Here is an 18,098-nt window from a genome sequence, read left to right as displayed (position 1 = left end):
TTTAAAACGTTTCTCGTAAATGTAGTAAAAGTTAATAAATATATTAAGGTTTAAGTACAATCAAATTTCAATACTTTGTAGTTATACGTTTCATATTGATATTTGGCCGACTTAAACCTTAATTTTCTTTAAATTAATGCTTAAAGTGACGTGTTCCTGTAAATACCATAGCAACATCATTATCATTACAGTAATCGATACTTAACTGGTCTTTAATGGAACCTCCTGGTTGAATAACCGCTTTAATACCGGCATTGTTTGCAATTTCCACACAATCAGGGAATGGGAAGAACGCATCACTCGCCATAACAGCTCCGTTTAAATCGAAGTTAAATGAATTTGCTTTGTGAATCGCTTGCTCTAAAGCATCAACACGACTTGTTTGCCCAGTTCCTCCAGCACATAATTGTTTATTTTTAACTAAGATGATGGTGTTAGATTTTGTGTGCTTACAAATTTTAGAAGCAAAGATTAAATCTTCTAATTCACTTTGTGAAGGTTTGTTATTAGTCACATAAGTCAACCCTTCAATAGTATCGGTTACGTTATTTCTATCTTGAACAAGGACACCGTTTAAGCAACTTCTTACGTTGGTTTGTGGTAATTCAACATCGTTTAAAACAAGAATGATTCTGTTTTTTTTACTTTTTAATATTTCTACAGCCTCGTCTTCGTAAGCTGGAGCGATAATTACTTCACAGAATAAACTGTTAATTTCTTCAGCAGTTGCTTTGTCAATTACTGTGTTGCTGATTAATACACCTCCAAATGCAGAAACAGGGTCTCCAGCTAAGGCGTCAACGTAAGCCTGGTGAATGGTTTCACTTTGAGCAAAGCCACAAGCATTGTTGTGTTTTAAAATAGCGAAAGTAGGTGCTTCTCCTTTAAATTCGTTAATTAAGTTAACGGCAGCATCAACATCTAAAAGGTTGTTGTAGCTTAATTCTTTTCCGTTAAGTTTGGTAAACATCGCATCGAAATCTCCGAAGAACGATCCTTTTTGGTGTGGATTTTCGCCATAACGTAATGCTTTACCGTTAGTTTCGCTGATTTTTAAAACCACTTCTTGATTGTCTTTGTTGAAGTAGTTGAAAATAGCAGAATCGTAGTGCGATGATACGTTGAATGCTTTTGTAGCAAAACGTTTTCTGTCTTCTAAAGAAATGCTTCCGTTGTTTTTAGAAATGATTTCTAAGAACTCCGCATAGTCATTAACAGAAGCTACACAGGTAACATCTGCAAAGTTTTTAGCAGCAGCACGAATTAACGAAATACCACCTATATCAATTTTTTCAATAATATCTTGTTCGCTAGCATCTGAAGCAACTGTTTTTTCAAACGGATATAAATCAACAATAACGACATCGATTTGAGGGATTTCAAAATCCGCCAATTCTTTAACGTCACTTTCATTATTTTGTCTGTTTAAAATACCTCCAAATACCTTTGGGTGTAAGGTTTTAACACGACCACCAAGAATAGATGGGTACGATGTGATTTCTTCAACAGGAACGACGTCGATACCTAAGTCGTTAATGAATGTTTGAGTTCCTCCAGTAGAGTAGATGGTTACACCTTGTTCGTTTAGTTTCTTTACGATTGGCTCTAAGCCGTCTTTACTAAATACTGAAATTAATGCTGATTTTACTGTTTTTTCGTTGCTCATTTTTCTAAACTAGTTATAAAGTGCAAAAGTAGTTATTTTTTACTCAAAAATAGAGTTAGAAATGTTGAAAAAACACGGATAATTTTTTACCCGAATATCGAGCTTATAAAGCACATAAATCGGACTAAAAAATGAAGATTCAGTAACCTAATATTTTCTTATAAAATGGATGCGACTTGTGCACAAACAAATTCTAAAAAGCGTTCGTCGGCTTCGGTAAATGGATCTGGAGTATTCGAGTCAATGTCAATCTGACCGATGTTTTCTCCATTTACAAAAATAGGGATTACGATTTCAGCCTTTACGGTAATACTACAAGCAATGTAATTATCTTGAGCAGCAACATCGGGCACAACAAAATTTTCGTTGCTAACAGCTACTTGTCCACAGATGCCTTTTCCAAACGGAATAATCGTATGGTCGGTTGGTGCGCCAACGTAAGGTCCAAGTTTCAGTTCTTCTTTATTCCCATTTCTAAAATAAAACCCAACCCAATTGTAATAACTAACATTAGCTTCTAATAGTTCGCAAATATTCAGAAGACGTTCGTCAACCGTATTATTGGTATTAGCAATAATTGTTTCGATCTGAGGTTTTAGGGTTTCAAAAATCATAATTCAAAAGTTTTGGTAAAAGTATTTAAAAAGCTGTAATTTCGGGATGTAGTTTAAAGGAATTTTAACGTTATCATTTGAAAGCACTTCTAGTAAAATATAAACTCGTCATAAAATTCATATTTACCTTTTTGTTGGTTTATTTGATGTTGTCGTTAGCTTATAAGTTTTACTTACAGTTTTCAGATGGATCCATATACTATCCGGACTATATAACCCATTTGGTAGCCTTGCAATGTCAGGATTTGTTACAGGTTTTAGGGTATCATATCGAGATGATCCCGCATCCTGACGAGCCTTCCGTTAAAGTGATTTTAAATGAGATGTATCTTTCCAGAATTATAGAAGGCTGTAATGGGTTTAGTGTCATTCTCCTTTTTATATCTTTTATTGTAGCTTTTGCAGCCGATTTTAAAACAACGTTTATTTACAGTTTGTTGGGAAGTGTTTTAATTTATGTAGTGAATGTTATTCGTATAGTTATTATTAATTTAGGGTTATATCATTATCCAGAATATGAATCCGTGTTGCATGAAATTGTTTTCCCGTTGATTATTTATGGTATGATGTTTTTGCTTTGGGTATTTTGGGTGAATCGATTTTCTAAAATAAATCGCGTCAATGCCTAAACCGATTACCTACATATTAATTTTGATATTGTTTGGGGTGTTAATTTTAATCCGAGCCTTCGAGAATTTACTGTTTTACGACCCGTACTTAACGTTTTTTAAAAACGATTATTTATATATCGATAGTCCAAGGCGAGAGGTATTAAAACTGGTGTTTTTTACAAGCTTTCGATTTTGGTTAAATACGTTGGTGTCTTTAGGGATTCTTTATCTGTTTTTTAAAGAGTGGTCTTTGATTAAGTTTTCCGTTTTATTTTATGCTATAGCTTATATCGTATTGATTTTAGTATTTATCTATTTTATTATCAATCCGAAACAGGAAGATTATTATTTGTTTTTTAATTTTAGGAGATTTCTTATTCAGCCCATAATATTGCTAGTGTTGTTACCAGCGTTTTATTATTATAAGTTGAATAAAGATTTAAAATAAAAAAACGCTTCAATTAAACATTGAAGCGTTTTTAATAATTTATTTAGGGTGATTCGCCATTACATCATACCTGGCATTCCACCTCCGCCCATTGGCATAGCAGGAGCGTCTTCTTTAATGTCAACTAAAGCGCACTCGGTAGTTAAAATCATTCCAGAAACAGATGCTGCATTTTCTAATGCTACGCGTGTTACTTTCTTAGGATCGATAATACCAGCCTTAAGCATATCTACATACGTTTCAGATTTCGCGTCGTAACCGAAGTTTTTCTCACCTTCTAATACTTTGTTAACAACAACGCTACCTTCTCCACCTGCATTTTCTACAATAGTGCGTAAAGGCGCTTCAATAGCACGAGCAACGATTTGAACACCTGTAGTTTCGTCTAAGTTATCAGTAGTTAAGGTTTCTAATACCGCTTTAGCTCTAACCAAGGCAACACCACCACCAGCAACGATACCTTCTTCTACAGCAGCTCTAGTTGCATGTAACGCATCATCAACACGGTCTTTCTTCTCTTTCATTTCAACTTCAGAAGCAGCACCAACGTAAAGTACAGCAACACCACCAGCTAATTTAGCTAAGCGCTCTTGTAATTTTTCTTTATCGTAATCACTAGTAGTTGTTTCAATTTGTGCTTTAATTTGGTTTACACGCGCTTTAATGTTATCAGCATCACCGGAACCGTTTACAATTGTTGTGTTGTCTTTATCGATAGTCACTGTTTCAGCAGTACCTAACATGCTTAAATCGGCATTTTCTAAAGTGAATCCTCGTTCTTCAGAAATAACAACACCACCAGTTAAGATTGCAATATCTTCTAACATGGCTTTACGTCTGTCACCAAAACCAGGGGCTTTAACAGCAGCAATTTTTAAACCACCACGTAATTTGTTAACTACTAAAGTAGCTAAAGCTTGTCCGTCTACATCTTCAGCGATGATTAATAACGGACGACCAGATTGAGCAACAGGCTCTAATATTGGAAGGATTTCCTGTAAATTAGAAATCTTTTTATCGAATAATAAGATATAAGGATTGTCTAATTCAGCAATCATTTTATCGGTGTTGGTAACGAAGTAAGGCGATAAGTACCCTCTGTCGAATTGCATACCTTCTACAACATCAACATAAGTATCCATACCTTTAGCTTCTTCAACAGTAATCACACCTTCTTTACCTACTTTAGTAAAAGCTTGCGCAATTAATTCACCAATTGTGTCATCGTTGTTTGCTGAAATAGCAGCAACTTGTTTGATTTTTTCTGAAGAGTTTCCAACTTCCTGAGCTTGTTCCTCAAGATCTTTAGTAATGGCTTCAACAGCTTTATCGATACCACGTTTTAAATCCATTGGATTTGCACCCGCAGCTACATTTTTCAAGCCTTCTTTTACAATAGCCTGAGCTAAAACCGTTGCGGTAGTTGTGCCGTCACCAGCCAAGTCGTTAGTTTTTGAAGCAACTTCTTTTACCATTTGCGCTCCCATGTTTTCAAGAGCATCTTCTAATTCGATTTCTTTAGCTACAGAAACACCATCTTTAGTTACATGAGGTGCGCCAAAACTTTTTCCAATGATGACGTTACGTCCTTTAGGACCTAAAGTTACTTTTACAGCGTTAGCTAATGCATCAACACCACGTTTTAAACCGTCGCGTGCTTCAATATCAAATTTTATATCTTTTGCCATTTTTATTTATTGTTTTTGAGTTTTTAAGAAATTAAATGATTGCTAAAATGTCGCTTTCACGCATAATTAAATAATCTTTACCTTCTAATTTTAATTCTGTTCCAGCATATTTTCCATATAACACAGTATCGCCAACTTGCACGGTGATAGGCTCGTCTTTAGTTCCTTTACCGGCAGCTATAACAGTTCCTCTTTGTGGCTTTTCTTTAGCGTTATCTGGAATAATAATTCCTGAAGCTGTTTTAGTTTCAGCGGCAGCTGGTTCAATAAGAACGCGGTCTGCTAATGGTTTAATGTTCAATGCCATTTGTATATATTTTTAAGTTTAAAAATTAATGTTTATTGCGTATAGCCTATTCTAAAAGTGTGCCAATAGTGGTTAACTGACAAACTTGCAGTAACAAAAAATGCCAACTTGAAAAGTTGGCATTTTTTATATGTATGATTGCATGGTTTACTCAGTAGCCTCGTCAGCAGGTGTCGCAGCATCATCTGTAGATTGCACAGGATTTGGTAATGGTTGTGCAGTAGTTTCAGCATCTAAAGCTTTAGAATCTGCAGCATCCCCCCCTCTGTTAATCGCCATATTAGATAATAAGATTAATACTAATAAAAGGGTAGCTAAAGTCCATGTACTTTTATCTAAAAAGTCGGTTGTTTTTTTAACACCACCTAATTGTTGTGTTCCACCGCCACCGAAAGAAGAAGATAATCCGCCTCCTTTAGGGTTTTGTACCATAATAACTACGATTAGTAAAAACGCTACTATAACGATCAATGCTAAAAATATTGTAAACGTGCTCATTATTCTAATTTATTTTGTTCTTGTAATTGTTGTACTGCTTTAATTTGGTTTGCAAAGAAACTATTTTTTTCTGGATATTTCAAACTTAAAATTTTATAAGATTGAATTGCCTTTTTGTAGTTTTTTTGTTCTACATAAATTCTCGCCAAAGTCTCTGTCATTAAGGCTTCTGGCTGTATCATTTGTGCCTTGGCTAAGTTTCCTTTGGTAGCGGAGGTTTTTGTTGGGTTAATTTTAGGGTTTTCCTGAATGAATTTATCAATTAATTCAAACTTTTTTTCGCGTTCTAATATATCTAATTGGGAAGATTCGCTTACGTGTTTTGTAGCTAATTCCTGCTTAGGTGTCGGTTCTGTTTGTTTTGCTTCTTTAACAGGTTCGTTGCGATTAATAGGTTTAAAACGTGTTAGTTGTAGCCATTCATTAAACGAGTGGGTTTCGTTTTTTTCAAATTCAAAAGGCTTACCAATATTTAATATTTTAACAGGAGACTCTGTTTCTTCCGGTTTAGATTCCGTGTCAATTAAAGAAACCTCTACTGGTTTTGGTGTTCTAATTTCCTTAGGTTGAAATAGGGCAGGGTCTAAAACCCCAGTGGTATCTTTTACCTGTTGTTGTAAATTGTCGTCAATTTCAACGCGACGATTTACCGAAATATCTTCGTAGTCAACTTCTATATTCCAAACGTTGGTGATATTTTGTTTTATGGATTCTGAAATTTCATTTTGAAGAAATACATCCGAAGTGATAAAATCAAACAGAATGCTTCTGTCGGTGGTGTAAGCTGCCGTAATTTTAAGTTCCTGATTGTATTTAAAACTACTCTGGTCTTTTAAGCCTTTAAGGTAAATGGCGCGCGCGGGTTGAAAATATGGAAATTCGTCAATGATAGATTTTACCGCTTCAGTCTGTTCATGAGTGATAGACTGTGGGTGCTGAAGGATATATGTAAAATCTGTCGGGTTCATTGGCTAAGCCAAATTTAATCATTTTTTATAATCAAAACACTACCACTTTGCAAGGGTAGCATTAAAGATGTCTTGGGTTAAACGCTGAAATATTTCTTCGTGGGCTGTTGCTTTTTGACTTCCTGTAAGTAAAGCTGAGCCTGGATAATCATAGAAGAAAGAGAAGCTTTGTTCTAAATCGTCCTCTTCTTTTTTCTTATTGAAAAACCTGATTTTTACGCTAATGGTTAAACGGTTTTGTGCCGCTTTATTATCGGATGTTGCGGTAGTTGGGGATACGCGATAATCGGTAATTTCACCTTCATATAATAAATCGCCATTAGTCGTAACTAAACTTAGATTTGTTTGATTCTGAATTAAATCTTGTAGAGCGTTTTGAAATTGTAAATCCAACCCAGGCTCAAACAAAAGCGCTGTGTTTTCAAAGCGGTTTACCTGAAATGTTTTAACGTTGGCTGGTACTGAAGCGCCAGTAAACGAGTAAATACCACAGTTTAGTAATGTAAAGCTTAATGCTAAAAATGATAAATATATAAAGTGTTTTTTCATGTTTTTTAACGTTGTTCGATAACCGAGATTTGAGTATTAAAAGGTTATGCCTTATTTCAACGGATGTAGGCTTTACAAATTGTATTGCTTGATTTTGCGGTACAAGGTGCGTTCACTAATACCTAATTCGGCTGCAGCTAATTTACGTTTTCCACCGTGACGCTCAAGCGATTTTTTAATTAATTCCAGTTCCTTGTCTTGTAACGATAAGGTTTCTTCCTCTTCAATTTCTTCAGCAAAATGATATTTATCGGTAATGGTTTCCGGAATATCATGGTGAATGGTGTGCTCGGGAATAGAAAGTACCTCGTTGTTTGAAGGCGTTAAATCTTCCTCAAAAATAGCATCGTCTTCGTCGTTATCGCCGTAAATTTTCTGAATTAATCCTTCATGACTTTTTTCAACATCTTTGGTGTTACCGCTTTTCATTAATTCCAGCGTAAGCTTCTTTAAATCGTTTAAATCGCTTTTCATGTCGAAAAGCACTTTATAAAGAATTTCACGTTCGCTGCTAAAATCGCTCTCTGATTTTGAGGTTTTAATAACCGCAGGTAAATTCGGGGAGCTGTTAGGAAGATACCCGTTTAAGGTTTCTGCCGAAATGGTTCGTTCTTGCTCTAAAACAGAAAGTTGTTCTGCGATGTTGCGTAGCTGCCTGATGTTTCCGCCCCAACGGTATTTGGTTAAAACCTGAATTGCTGCATCGGTTAATTTGATGGTTGGCATTTTGTATTTTAAAGCAAAATCGCTTGCAAATTTTCTGAATAACAGGTGAATATCATCCTGGCGCTCGCGTAATGGCGGTAAATGAATTTCGACCGTACTTAAGCGATAATATAGATCTTCACGGAATTTTTCCTTTTCAATAGCTTCAAACATATTTACGTTTGTTGCTGCCACAATACGCACGTTGGTTTTTTGAACTTTACTCGACCCAACTTTTAAGAATTCACCATTTTCTAAAACACGAAGTAAACGTACTTGCGTGGTTAAGGGTAACTCGCCAACTTCATCTAAAAAAATAGTTCCGCCATCGGCAACTTCAAAATAACCTTCGCGAGTTTGTGTGGCTCCTGTAAAGGCGCCTTTTTCGTGACCAAAAAGTTCACTGTCTATAGTTCCTTCTGGAATAGCACCACAGTTAACGGCGATGTATTTATTATGCTTTCGGTGTGAAAGTTGGTGTATGATTTTTGGAATACTTTCTTTACCAACACCACTTTCACCAGTAACCAAAACCGAAATATCGGTTGGTGCTACCTGGATGGCTTTTTCTATGGCGCGATTTAGCGCAGGCGTATTACCTATAATGCCAAATCGTTGTTTTATAGCTTGAACAGATTCCATAAAATGATTTTAGTTGTTTTCAGAATAACCAACAGCTTCACCAATTAAAGTGGTGCTGGTACAGTCGGTGATTTTTACATTAACAAAATCGCCTGGTTTGTAATCGCCTTTAGGGAAAACAACCACTGTGTTTTGGCTATTACGTCCAGACCAGTGTTCGTTTGAACGTTTTGAAAGTTTTTCAACAAGAACTTCTTCAACTTTGCCTAAATGCTCTTTAGTACGGTAGAAACTGTGCTCTTGTTGTAGCTCGATAATTTCTTGCAAACGACGTTTTTTTGTATCTTCAGGAATATCGTCGTCCATTTTTCTTTCGGCTAAAGTTCCTGGTCTTTCAGAATAAGCAAACATGAAACCGAAGTCGTATTTTACATATTCCATTAAACTAAGTGTATCCTGGTGATCTTCTTCAGTTTCGGTTGGAAAACCAGAAATCATATCCTGAGAAATGGCGCAGTCTGGAATAAGACGTTTAATGTTGTCTATTAATTCGAAATACTCTTCGCGGGTATGCTGGCGATTCATTTCTTTTAAAATGCGGTTACTGCCACTTTGTACCGGAAGGTGAATGTATTTACAAATATTTCTATGTTTAGCCATTGATTCAATCACATCTAAAGTCATATCCTGAGGATTAGATGTCGAGAAGCGGAAACGCATTTTTGGGAATGCCGTCGCACACATGTCTAATAACTTAGCGAAGTTTACGGCTGTTGCTTTTTGAATATCGCTGGCTTTTTCGAAATCTTTTTTAAGTCCGCCGCCATACCAAAGGAAACTATCCACATTTTGACCAAGAAGTGTTACTTCTTTAAAACCTCGGTTCCATAAATCGGTGATTTCTTCCATAATACTTTGCGGATCACGGCTGCGCTCACGACCACGTGTAAATGGTACGACACAGAAGGTGCACATATTGTCACAACCACGAGTAATCGATACGAAAGCGGTTACGCCATTGGTGTTCAAACGTACCGGAGCAATATCTCCATAGGTTTCTTCTTTAGAAAGAATTACGTTAATGGCATCGCGTCCTTCTTCAACTTCGGCTAATAAGTTTGGTAAATCTTTATAAGCATCAGGGCCTACAACAAGATCCACGATTTTTTCTTCTTCTAAGAATTTTGTTTTTAAACGCTCTGCCATACAGCCTAAAACACCAACCTTCATGCCTGGGTTGTGTGATTTTTTTACGGCATTGTATTTTTCTAAACGTTTACGAACGGTTTGCTCGGCTTTGTCGCGAATAGAGCAGGTATTAACAAGAACTAAGTCGGCATCTTCCAGGTTTTGTGTAGTGTTATAACCTTGTTCGGTTAGAATAGATGCCACAATTTCACTATCACTAAAATTCATTTGGCAACCGTAACTTTCAATAAAAAGTTTACGTGTATTACCGTCTTTTTGGTTTAAAACCAATGTCTCGCCTTGTTTGTTTTCGTCTATAATTTTCTCCATAACTATCTAGATCACACGTATCGTTCAATAAGCATGCAAAGATACAATTAATTTATTGTTTCTGACAAAGTGTCAGAACTTAAATAAATAATAATTTTTGTTAAATAATACATAAAACAGTTACTTTGAAATCGCACTAATTAATATATGTAATGAATACAATTACCACATTATCAGAAAAAATAGCTCAAGCTAAAGATTTGGACTTTGGGGATATAATTGATAAAATGATTAATTTGTTTAAGAAAGTTTGGTTGAAAGGTTCTTTAGTCGTTATTCTTATTACTGTTTTTGCAATTGTGTTAGCCTTAGTTTTTCAAGCTATTGGATTAGGATCAAATACTATGTTTTTTAATGAAGGTTTTGTTATAGATGATTTTGTGAAAGTTTATTACGTTAATTTAGTTTACAGCTTACCTCAGTCTATGTTAGTCAGCACAATAACTATAGGGTTGTTGGCTGGGTTTTATAGAATATGTGAACAAGAATTGTCGGGATCTACTCAAAATAATGATTTTTTCTACTTTCTAAGCAAAGAGTATTTTAGCAAGGTATTTATGTTGGGAATATTATTTACTGCTATTGCTTTTTTAGCTCAAGCCTTGTTGTTTGTCCCTTATATTTTTGCTTTTATACCATTGTCTTATTTCTCTGTTGTTTTTGCTAATAACCCACATTTGAATGAATATGATATTGTAAAGGCTAGCTTTGCGATTGGTACTAAAAAGTGGTTAATAAGTTTTGGTGTCATGTTTGTAGCTGGTGTTTTGGGTTGCTTAGGGTTTATAGGGTGTGGAATTGGTGTGATTTTTACCATATCAATAGTGTATTTGCCAGCTTTTTTAATTTATCGAGAGTCTATAGGTGTTGTAGCACATAGTGAGATTGATCAGATAGGGGAGACGGGTTATTAATAGTAATAAAATATGAGTGATTTTAACAATATGATAGAGAAAATCAAGAATGCACCAAGTTTAGATTTTGGAAACGTTATAAATCAATGTATAGAGCATTTTAAAAAAGTATGGTTACAGGGGCTAGTTACATTAATTTTAAATGGTGTTTTAATGATTCCTTTAGTGTTCATTATATATATTCCAATGATTATATTGGCATTAATTAATCCTGATGTATTTGAAGATAGTACCACTTTTACAGATTTGGGGAATGCCGGCATTCTTTTTATAATCTTATCAGCTGTTTTATTCGGATTAGTTATGTTTTTGGCAATGAGTCTGCAAATAGCATTAAAAGCAGCATATTTCAAGATGGTTAATAATAAAGATTTAGGAATTAAGCGTTCAGATGATTATTTTTTCTTTTTGAAGAAGAAATATCTTATGAAAACAATTAGATTAACACTTATGATGTTCGGAATAAGTATTCTAGCGTTATTATGTTTTATTATTCCTATATTTTATGTAATTATTCCTTTGTCATATATGGTGGTTATTTATGGGTTAAACCCAGATTTAAGTGAACGGGAAATAATTAAAATAGGGTTTGCTTTAGGTAACAAGAAATGGTTTATTACATTCTTATTAGTTTTTGTAGCGTGGCTTATGTCTTCTACTATTGGGTTTTTAATGTGTTTTATTGGTATCTATGTAACTCAACAATTTGTTGATTTACCTTTTTATGAGGTGTATAAGAAATCTATTGGTTTCAGCGAAACGCATGTTATCGATGAAATTGGAACGTCGGTAGAATAAATTTTAAAAAGAATTAAAAAGCCCGGTTTTTACTTGTTGAAATCGGGCTTTTTTTATATATATTCGGGTAGATATTATGTGAAATTAGGCAGATAAACTTTTTTTCATATACATTTGTACCCTCAAAAAATCGAAGTATGGCGAAGAATTTAGTAATTGTAGAGTCACCTGCTAAGGCGAAAACTATTGAAAAATTTTTAGGAAAAGATTTTAAAGTAGAGTCTAGCTTTGGGCATATATCAGACCTGCCGAGTAAAGAACTTGGAGTTGATGTAGAAGGTGATTTTAGTCCGAAATATGAAGTTTCTAAAGATAAAAAAGCGGTTGTAAAAAAATTGAAGGACTTAGCTAAGAAAGCCGAAATGGTTTGGTTGGCAAGTGATGAGGACCGCGAGGGAGAGGCAATCGCATGGCACTTGGCGGAAACTTTAAAATTGGATAAAGAAAAAACAAAACGTATTGTTTTTCATGAGATTACTAAAACGGCTATTCAAAAAGCGATTGAAAACCCAAGAGGAATAGATTACGATTTAGTTGATGCGCAACAGGCACGTCGTATTTTAGATCGTATTGTGGGCTACGAATTGTCTCCGGTGCTTTGGCGTAAAGTGAAAGGTGGCTTATCGGCAGGACGTGTACAATCGGTTTCTGTGCGTTTAATTGTAGAGCGTGAACGTGATATTCAAAACTTTACTCCGGAAGCATCCTATAGAATAGATGCTGAGTTTTCAAATGAAAACGGACAAGTATTTAAAGCCAAATTACCTAAGAATTTTGAGACTAAAGAAGAGGCTTTTGCTTTTTTAGAATCTAATGCAACGGCCGATTTTAAAGTTGCTGAATTAGACAAAAAGCCTGCTAAAAAATCGCCGGCAGCACCATTTACAACGTCTACGTTACAACAGGAAGCTTCTCGTAAATTATATTTTTCAGTAAGTAAAACCATGACTTTAGCACAACGCTTGTATGAGTCGGGGTTAATTACTTATATGAGAACGGATAGTGTGAATTTATCAGATGAAGCACGTCAGGGCGCTCAGGCCGAAATAGAGAAAGCTTACGGAACTAAATATAGTAAACCAAGAAACTATGTGGGGAAAGCCAAAGGTGCTCAAGAAGCGCATGAGGCGATTAGACCAACAAGTTTCGCAACGCATTCGGTTGATATCGATAGAGATCAAGCGCGTTTATATGATTTAATCTGGAAGCGTGCGATTGCTTCACAAATGAGTGAAGCAGAGTTGGAACGTACCAATGTTAAAGTAAGTGCATCAACTCATAAAGAATTATTCACAGCGAGTGGCGAGGTAATTACGTTTGATGGTTTCCTAAAAGTGTATTTAGAAGGCACCGATGATGAAGATGTAGAGCAAGAAGGCATGTTACCGGCTATGAAGGAAAACGAAACCTTGCTTAATAACTATATCACCGCAACCGAGCGTTATTCTCGTCCGCCGGCACGATATACTGAGGCCTCGTTGGTGAAAAAATTAGAGGAACTGGGAATCGGTCGTCCGTCTACCTATGCGCCAACTATTTCAACCATTCAAAATCGTAATTATGTTGAAAAGGGAACCGTTGATGGTACCGAGCGAGATTATACGCAGTTAACTCTTAAAGGAGGTTCTGTAAAAGCAAAAACATTAACGGAAAAAGTAGGTTCAGATAAAGGGAAGTTAGTACCAACCGATATTGGTATGATTGTAACCGACTTTTTAGTAAATCATTTTGAAACTATATTAGATTATAACTTTACGGCGAAAGTTGAAGAGGATTTTGATGATATAGCCGAAGGTAAAGTAGACTGGTCTAAGATGATGAAAGATTTCTATAAAGACTTTCATCCGCAGGTGCAGGATGTTCAGGAAAATGCTGATAGAGAATCTGGAGAGCGTATTCTTGGTGTCGACCCTGTTACAGGTAAACAAGTGAGTGTGCGTTTAGGGAAGTTTGGGCCAATGGTTCAAATCGGAACGCCTGATGACGAAGAGAAGCCTCAGTTCGCCAGTTTAAGTCCGGATCAGCAATTAAATAGCATTACGTTTGAAGAAGCGATGGATTTATTCCAGCTTCCAAAAACTTTAGGTACTTATAAAGGAGAAACCATTGAAGTCAATAATGGGCGTTTCGGGCCGTATGTTAAATTTGGTTCGGCGTTTGTATCGTTGCCAAAAGGGCAAGATCCCTTAAGTGTGGAGTTAGAAGATGCTATCGAATTAATTAAAGAAAAACAGGAGGCAGACGCTCCTATATATTATTACAAAGAACTTCCTGTGCAAAAGGGTAAAGGGCGTTTTGGGCCATTCATTAAGTGGAATAATATGTTTATTAACGTGAATAAAAAGTACGACTGGGATAACTTGTCTGATGAAGATATTGTAGAGCTTATCGAAACTAAAATTCAAAAGGATATCGATAAAGTGGTACATAACTGGGAAGAGGAAGGTATTAAAGTTGAAAAAGCGCGTTGGGGTAGACATAATGTTATAAAAGGAAAGGTTAAAGTTGAGCTTGATAAAACGGTCGATGCAGCTAAAATGACTTTAGAAGAAGCTAAAGCATTAATTGAAGCTAAAACTCCTAAGAAAGCCGCTAAAAAAACAGTAAAGAAGAAAACCACGACTAAAAAGAAGTAGTTAAAGGTTATATTATTGGTAATTATTGTTTTCTTAAATTAAGAAATTATAATTATTGGGAGTTTATTTTTATGTTTACAAAGTATAATAACTCATTTATTCTAATGATATTTGTAAGTAAACTAATCAAAACTAAGCTAACCAATAAATTACTAGCCCCAAATGACCTTTAATTTTTTTTCACCTGTATCAGATTTGGTTTTAGCTCATAACGAGTTGCTTTCGCCACAAGCCTTAGGAAAAAAGATTAAAATTCATTCCGTTAAAAAAGGATTCCCGGATTTAAAAGGGGTAGATATTGCTGTTTTCGGTGTGTTGGAAAACAGGAATGATGTTAATTACATAGGTGAAACGTTTCAGCTAAACGAAGTCAGAAAAACTTTTTATAGTCTATTTCCCGGAAGCTGGAGTACTACAGTTGCCGATTTAGGAGATATTCAGCGTGGGGAAACCGTTGACGATACTTACTTTGCATTAAAGAATACCGTTGCCGAACTCATTAAACAAAACATTATTCCAGTTATTATTGGTGGGACACAAGATTTAACCTATGCAGTGTATCGTGCCTACGATAATATTCAGCCTATGGTTAATTTGGTGAATGTAGACTGTAAGTTCGATTTAGGAGATTCTTCTAAACCGATTAAGAATAACAGTTTTGTAGGTAAGATTATTCTAGATGAACCTTATAATTTATTCAACTACGCTACAATAGGGTATCAAACTTATTTTAATTCTCAGGAAGAAAAAGACTTAATGGATAGTTTGTATTTTGAATCTTATCGATTAGGGGAGATTTCTAATAATGTAACTATTGTCGAGCCGGTAATGCGCGATGCGAATATTGTGAGTGTCGATTTAACGGCTGTACGTGGTTCTGAAGTGAGCTTGAAGCAGAAATTTTCTCCAAACGGATTAGATGGGAAAGAAATTTGTGCCATGGCAAGATATGCTGGTATAAGTAATAAAGTATCTTCGTTTGGGATTTATGAATACAAGCCATCTAAGGATGATGATATGACCTCCATGTTGATATCACAAATTTTGTGGTATTTTATAGAGGGAGTAAACTGTCGTATAAATGATGAAGATTTTACAGATGATAGGTCATATCAAAAGTTTATTTCTTTGGTGGAAGATCAGGAATTGGTTTTTTACAAGAGTATTAAGACCGGGAGATGGTGGATTGAGATTCCTTTTTTATCAAATGTTAATAATAAATTAAAAAGACATACGTTATTACCTTGCATGCATCAAGATTATATAGATGCTTGCCAAAATAAGGTGCCGGAGCGTTGGTACAAGGCGTTCCAAAAGAATAGTATTTAACATTTTAAACCGGTTAAAGGTTGTGTTTTATCGATAAAACGCCTTTTTTTTACGATGAAACGTATTTTTTTCCTTTAAAAAGTTGTTTTTTAAAAAATATATAAATATGTTTACGCTCTCAATAACGAAGCTTAAATAATTAACCTCGAGTTTTCTATGGATATGAAGAAGTTTATATTATTAACCGCAGTAATGACTTTGCTTGCTAGTTGTGGCTCTAACGATAAGGGCGAACTAGTGGGTGTACAAGGAAAAAAATGGCATCCGGAAAAGCCATACGGAATGGAATTAATACCGGGTGGTTCATTTATCATGGGTAAAGCCGACGATGATTTAGCTGGCGTGCAAGATGCACCTGCTAAAACCGTTACCGTACGTGCCTTTTATATGGACGCTACCGAAATTACTAACAGCGAATATCGCCAATTTGTAAATTGGGTTAGAGACTCGATAGTAAGAACCAAACTGGCTATTCTTGCTGATGAGGTTGGTAAAGTGCCTGGAGATGGTGGTATTGGAGAGTACGCATTTAAAGATGCAGATACCGCTAATATGACAGTTTACGAAAAATACATGTTTGAAAACTACACTGGTTTGGGGCCAACAGGTTACGAAGGTCGTAAATTAAACAAAGACATCGATTTAGTTTATGATACTGCCGAATATCCAGACGAGTTCTATGCTGAAGTAATGGATACCATGTATCTACCTATGGAAGAATCGTATAACGGACAACGTACTTGGAATGTTAAGAAATTCAAATTCCAGTACAATTATATGGATATCCAGGAAGCAGCTAAAAACAGAGGTGTAAAACGTAGCGACGTTATTAAAAAGGAAGAAATTGAAGTGTATCCAGATACAACCGTTTGGATTAGAGACTTCGCTTACTCTTATAACGAGCCAATGCACAACGATTATTTCTGGCATGATGCTTATAGTGAGTATCCTGTTGTAGGTGTTACTTGGAAGCAAGCTAAAGCATTTTGTGAGTGGAGAACTATCAACAAAAACTCTTACCAAAAATCAAGAAGTGGAGCGCAAATGGTAAACCGTTTCCGTTTACCTTCTGAAGCTGAGTGGGAATATGCTGCTCGTGGTGGTCTGCAAGCAGCGACTTATCCTTGGGGTGGACCTTACACGAAGAGTGATAGAGGATGCTTTATGGCAAACTTTAAGCCAGTACGTGGAGATTATGCTGCAGATCAGGCATTATATACTGTAGAAGCAAAATCTTATGAGCCTAACGATTACAACTTATACAATATGGCAGGTAACGTTGCTGAATGGGTAAATGCATCTTACGATCCGTCATCTTACGAGTACACATCTACTATTAATCCTAATGTTAACGATTATAATAACCAACGTAAAGTGGTACGTGGTGGTTCTTGGAAAGATGTGGCATACTATTTACAAGTAAGTTCAAGAGATTTTGAATATGCAGATTCTGCAAGAAGTTATATTGGTTTTAGAACCGTTCAGGATTACATGGGGACACAAGTAACCGGAGGAAATAACTAATACCAAAAATCTTAATTAACTAAATCATAAACAAAATAACAACCTATTAATTAACCTACTTAAGTAATTTATTACTTAACTAAAAAATCAAAATTATGGCACAGTCAAAAGCAAGTAAAAAGTTCATGAATATGGCTTACGGTTTAGGAGCAGCAATTGTAATTATTGGGGCACTATTCAAAATTACTCACATGGAGTTTGGTCCAATTACAGGTAACTTAATGTTAACTTTAGGTCTTGTAACCGAAGCAATTATTTTCGCATTATCAGCTTTCGAACCAGTAGAAAGCGATTTGGATTGGTCTTTAGTTTACCCAGAATTAGCTGGAGGTAAAGCAACTAAGAGAGAGAAAAAAGAGGATGATGCACCAGGATTATTATCTAAAAAATTAGATGAATTATTAAAGGAGGCTAAAATTGATGGTGAATTAATGGCTAGCTTAGGAGAAAGCATCAAAAACTTCGAAGGAGCTGCTAAAAGTATGTCTTCTGGAGCTAACGGTATCGAAGCTTCTAAAAAATACAGTGAAGAATTATCTTTGGCTGCTGCTCAAATGGAATCTTTAAACAGTTTATACAAAGTACAGTTAGAGAGCGCAAGCAAACAAGCTACTATCAACCAAGAGCAAGTAGAAAATGCAGTGAAGTTAAAAGAGCAAATGCAATCGTTAGCTTCAAACCTATCTTCATTAAATGGAGTATACGGTGGTATGCTATCTGCTATGAACAAAAACTAATTAGGG

Annotated in this window: 17 protein-coding genes; 8 read left to right on the top strand and 9 right to left on the bottom strand. The window is 35.5% G+C overall.

The features are described 5' to 3' along the window. Positions 1 to 133 precede the first annotated feature (133 nt). Together purH and ICJ84_RS11840 are read right to left on the bottom strand one after the other, a co-directional pair. Entirely contained in the window at positions 134 to 1,666 is a 1,533-nt protein-coding gene (gene purH, locus ICJ84_RS11845) for a bifunctional phosphoribosylaminoimidazolecarboxamide formyltransferase/IMP cyclohydrolase (protein WP_188216619.1), read from the bottom strand. Between the two features lie 158 nt (positions 1,667 to 1,824). Then, on the bottom strand, positions 1,825 to 2,280 hold the full coding sequence (locus ICJ84_RS11840; protein WP_188216618.1) for a GAF domain-containing protein: 456 nt from the start codon (positions 2,278 to 2,280) through the stop codon (positions 1,825 to 1,827). Between the two features lie 77 nt (positions 2,281 to 2,357). On the opposite strand from ICJ84_RS11840, the gene xrtF reads away from it, so the two are divergent. Both xrtF and ICJ84_RS11830 read left to right on the top strand, forming a co-directional pair. Next, positions 2,358 to 2,909 carry an exosortase family protein XrtF gene (xrtF, locus tag ICJ84_RS11835; protein ID WP_188216617.1) on the top strand — a complete coding sequence of 184 codons (552 nt, stop codon included), beginning with the start codon at positions 2,358 to 2,360 and terminating at the stop codon, positions 2,907 to 2,909. Beyond that, complete coding sequence (locus ICJ84_RS11830) at positions 2,902 to 3,339, top strand: exosortase F system-associated membrane protein (protein WP_188216616.1); 438 nt, start codon at positions 2,902 to 2,904, stop codon at positions 3,337 to 3,339. Before xrtF ends, ICJ84_RS11830 begins: the two co-directional genes overlap by 8 nt. Positions 3,340 to 3,398: 59 nt before the next feature. Here the strand turns inward: ICJ84_RS11830 and groL are convergent, their stop codons facing one another. The 7 genes from groL to miaB all read right to left on the bottom strand — a co-directional run bounded on the left by groL (position 3,399) and on the right by miaB (position 10,154). Next, positions 3,399 to 5,027 carry a chaperonin GroEL gene (gene groL, locus ICJ84_RS11825; RefSeq protein ID WP_188216615.1) on the bottom strand — a complete coding sequence of 543 codons (1,629 nt, stop codon included), beginning with the start codon at positions 5,025 to 5,027 and terminating at the stop codon, positions 3,399 to 3,401. 31 nt (positions 5,028 to 5,058) lie between these two features. Further along, a complete protein-coding gene (locus ICJ84_RS11820; protein ID WP_188216614.1) occupies positions 5,059 to 5,334 on the bottom strand; it encodes a co-chaperone GroES in 276 nt (91 codons plus the stop codon). A 147-nt stretch (positions 5,335 to 5,481) separates the two neighbouring features. Further along, positions 5,482 to 5,832: a preprotein translocase subunit SecG gene (gene secG / locus ICJ84_RS11815; protein WP_188216613.1), complete on the bottom strand. Its 351-nt coding sequence runs from the start codon at positions 5,830 to 5,832 to the stop codon at positions 5,482 to 5,484. Continuing rightward, entirely contained in the window at positions 5,832 to 6,800 is a 969-nt protein-coding gene (locus ICJ84_RS11810) for a hypothetical protein (RefSeq protein WP_188216612.1), read from the bottom strand. Before ICJ84_RS11810 ends, secG begins: the two co-directional genes overlap by 1 nt. 39 nt (positions 6,801 to 6,839) lie before the next feature. After that, a complete protein-coding gene (locus ICJ84_RS11805; protein ID WP_188216611.1) occupies positions 6,840 to 7,349 on the bottom strand; it encodes an LptE family protein in 510 nt (169 codons plus the stop codon). A 72-nt stretch (positions 7,350 to 7,421) separates the two neighbouring features. Beyond that, positions 7,422 to 8,696: a sigma-54 interaction domain-containing protein gene (locus ICJ84_RS11800; RefSeq protein ID WP_188216610.1), complete on the bottom strand. Its 1,275-nt coding sequence runs from the start codon at positions 8,694 to 8,696 to the stop codon at positions 7,422 to 7,424. Between the two features lie 9 nt (positions 8,697 to 8,705). Continuing rightward, entirely contained in the window at positions 8,706 to 10,154 is a 1,449-nt protein-coding gene (gene miaB / locus ICJ84_RS11795; RefSeq protein WP_188216609.1) for a tRNA (N6-isopentenyl adenosine(37)-C2)-methylthiotransferase MiaB, read from the bottom strand. Between the two features lie 152 nt (positions 10,155 to 10,306). Between miaB and ICJ84_RS11790 the strand changes: the two genes are divergently transcribed. From ICJ84_RS11790 to porL, 6 genes are all read left to right on the top strand, one after another. Continuing rightward, positions 10,307 to 11,068, top strand: a complete 762-nt coding sequence (locus ICJ84_RS11790) for a hypothetical protein (protein ID WP_188216608.1) — start codon at positions 10,307 to 10,309, stop codon at positions 11,066 to 11,068. A gap of 12 nt (positions 11,069 to 11,080) precedes the next feature. Continuing rightward, a complete protein-coding gene (locus tag ICJ84_RS11785) occupies positions 11,081 to 11,866 on the top strand; it encodes a hypothetical protein (protein ID WP_188216607.1) in 786 nt (261 codons plus the stop codon). Positions 11,867 to 12,003: 137 nt separating this feature from the next. Beyond that, positions 12,004 to 14,502 carry a type I DNA topoisomerase gene (gene topA, locus ICJ84_RS11780; RefSeq protein ID WP_188216606.1) on the top strand — a complete coding sequence of 833 codons (2,499 nt, stop codon included), beginning with the start codon at positions 12,004 to 12,006 and terminating at the stop codon, positions 14,500 to 14,502. A gap of 162 nt (positions 14,503 to 14,664) precedes the next feature. Beyond that, on the top strand, positions 14,665 to 15,831 hold the full coding sequence (locus ICJ84_RS11775; RefSeq protein ID WP_188216605.1) for a formimidoylglutamase: 1,167 nt from the start codon (positions 14,665 to 14,667) through the stop codon (positions 15,829 to 15,831). Between the two features lie 162 nt (positions 15,832 to 15,993). Further along, positions 15,994 to 17,355 (top strand): T9SS ring complex lipoprotein PorK/GldK, encoded by a 1,362-nt coding sequence (gene porK, locus ICJ84_RS11770; protein ID WP_188216604.1) that lies wholly within the window; start codon positions 15,994 to 15,996, stop codon positions 17,353 to 17,355. A gap of 95 nt (positions 17,356 to 17,450) precedes the next feature. Continuing rightward, the gene (gene porL / locus ICJ84_RS11765) at positions 17,451 to 18,092 is read left to right on the top strand and encodes a type IX secretion system motor protein PorL/GldL (protein ID WP_188216603.1); all 642 of its coding nucleotides are present in this window, start codon (positions 17,451 to 17,453) and stop codon (positions 18,090 to 18,092) included. The last annotated feature ends 6 nt before the right edge of the window (positions 18,093 to 18,098 follow it).

The sequence above is a fragment of the Aestuariibaculum suncheonense genome, assembly GCF_014596935.1.
Lineage (GTDB): Bacteria > Bacteroidota > Bacteroidia > Flavobacteriales > Flavobacteriaceae > Aestuariibaculum > Aestuariibaculum suncheonense.
This window is presented reverse-complemented; position numbering and strand designations above follow the sequence as displayed.

Excerpts from the sequence above, each read along its gene's own strand:
- purH (WP_188216619.1), bottom strand. The coding sequence starts at position 1,666 with ATGAGCAACGAAAAAACAGTAAAATCAGCATTAATTTCAGTATTTAGT.
- ICJ84_RS11840 (WP_188216618.1), bottom strand. The coding sequence starts at position 2,280 with ATGATTTTTGAAACCCTAAAACCTCAGATCGAAACAATTATTGCTAAT.
- ICJ84_RS11830 (WP_188216616.1), top strand. The coding sequence starts at position 2,902 with ATGCCTAAACCGATTACCTACATATTAATTTTGATATTGTTTGGGGTG.
- groL (WP_188216615.1), bottom strand. The coding sequence starts at position 5,027 with ATGGCAAAAGATATAAAATTTGATATTGAAGCACGCGACGGTTTAAAA.
- ICJ84_RS11820 (WP_188216614.1), bottom strand. The coding sequence starts at position 5,334 with ATGGCATTGAACATTAAACCATTAGCAGACCGCGTTCTTATTGAACCA.
- secG (WP_188216613.1), bottom strand. The coding sequence starts at position 5,832 with ATGAGCACGTTTACAATATTTTTAGCATTGATCGTTATAGTAGCGTTT.
- ICJ84_RS11810 (WP_188216612.1), bottom strand. The coding sequence starts at position 6,800 with ATGAACCCGACAGATTTTACATATATCCTTCAGCACCCACAGTCTATC.
- ICJ84_RS11805 (WP_188216611.1), bottom strand. The coding sequence starts at position 7,349 with ATGAAAAAACACTTTATATATTTATCATTTTTAGCATTAAGCTTTACA.
- ICJ84_RS11800 (WP_188216610.1), bottom strand. The coding sequence starts at position 8,696 with ATGGAATCTGTTCAAGCTATAAAACAACGATTTGGCATTATAGGTAAT.
- miaB (WP_188216609.1), bottom strand. The coding sequence starts at position 10,154 with ATGGAGAAAATTATAGACGAAAACAAACAAGGCGAGACATTGGTTTTA.
- ICJ84_RS11790 (WP_188216608.1), top strand. The coding sequence starts at position 10,307 with ATGAATACAATTACCACATTATCAGAAAAAATAGCTCAAGCTAAAGAT.
- ICJ84_RS11785 (WP_188216607.1), top strand. The coding sequence starts at position 11,081 with ATGAGTGATTTTAACAATATGATAGAGAAAATCAAGAATGCACCAAGT.
- topA (WP_188216606.1), top strand. The coding sequence starts at position 12,004 with ATGGCGAAGAATTTAGTAATTGTAGAGTCACCTGCTAAGGCGAAAACT.
- ICJ84_RS11775 (WP_188216605.1), top strand. The coding sequence starts at position 14,665 with ATGACCTTTAATTTTTTTTCACCTGTATCAGATTTGGTTTTAGCTCAT.
- porK (WP_188216604.1), top strand. The coding sequence starts at position 15,994 with ATGAAGAAGTTTATATTATTAACCGCAGTAATGACTTTGCTTGCTAGT.
- porL (WP_188216603.1), top strand. The coding sequence starts at position 17,451 with ATGGCACAGTCAAAAGCAAGTAAAAAGTTCATGAATATGGCTTACGGT.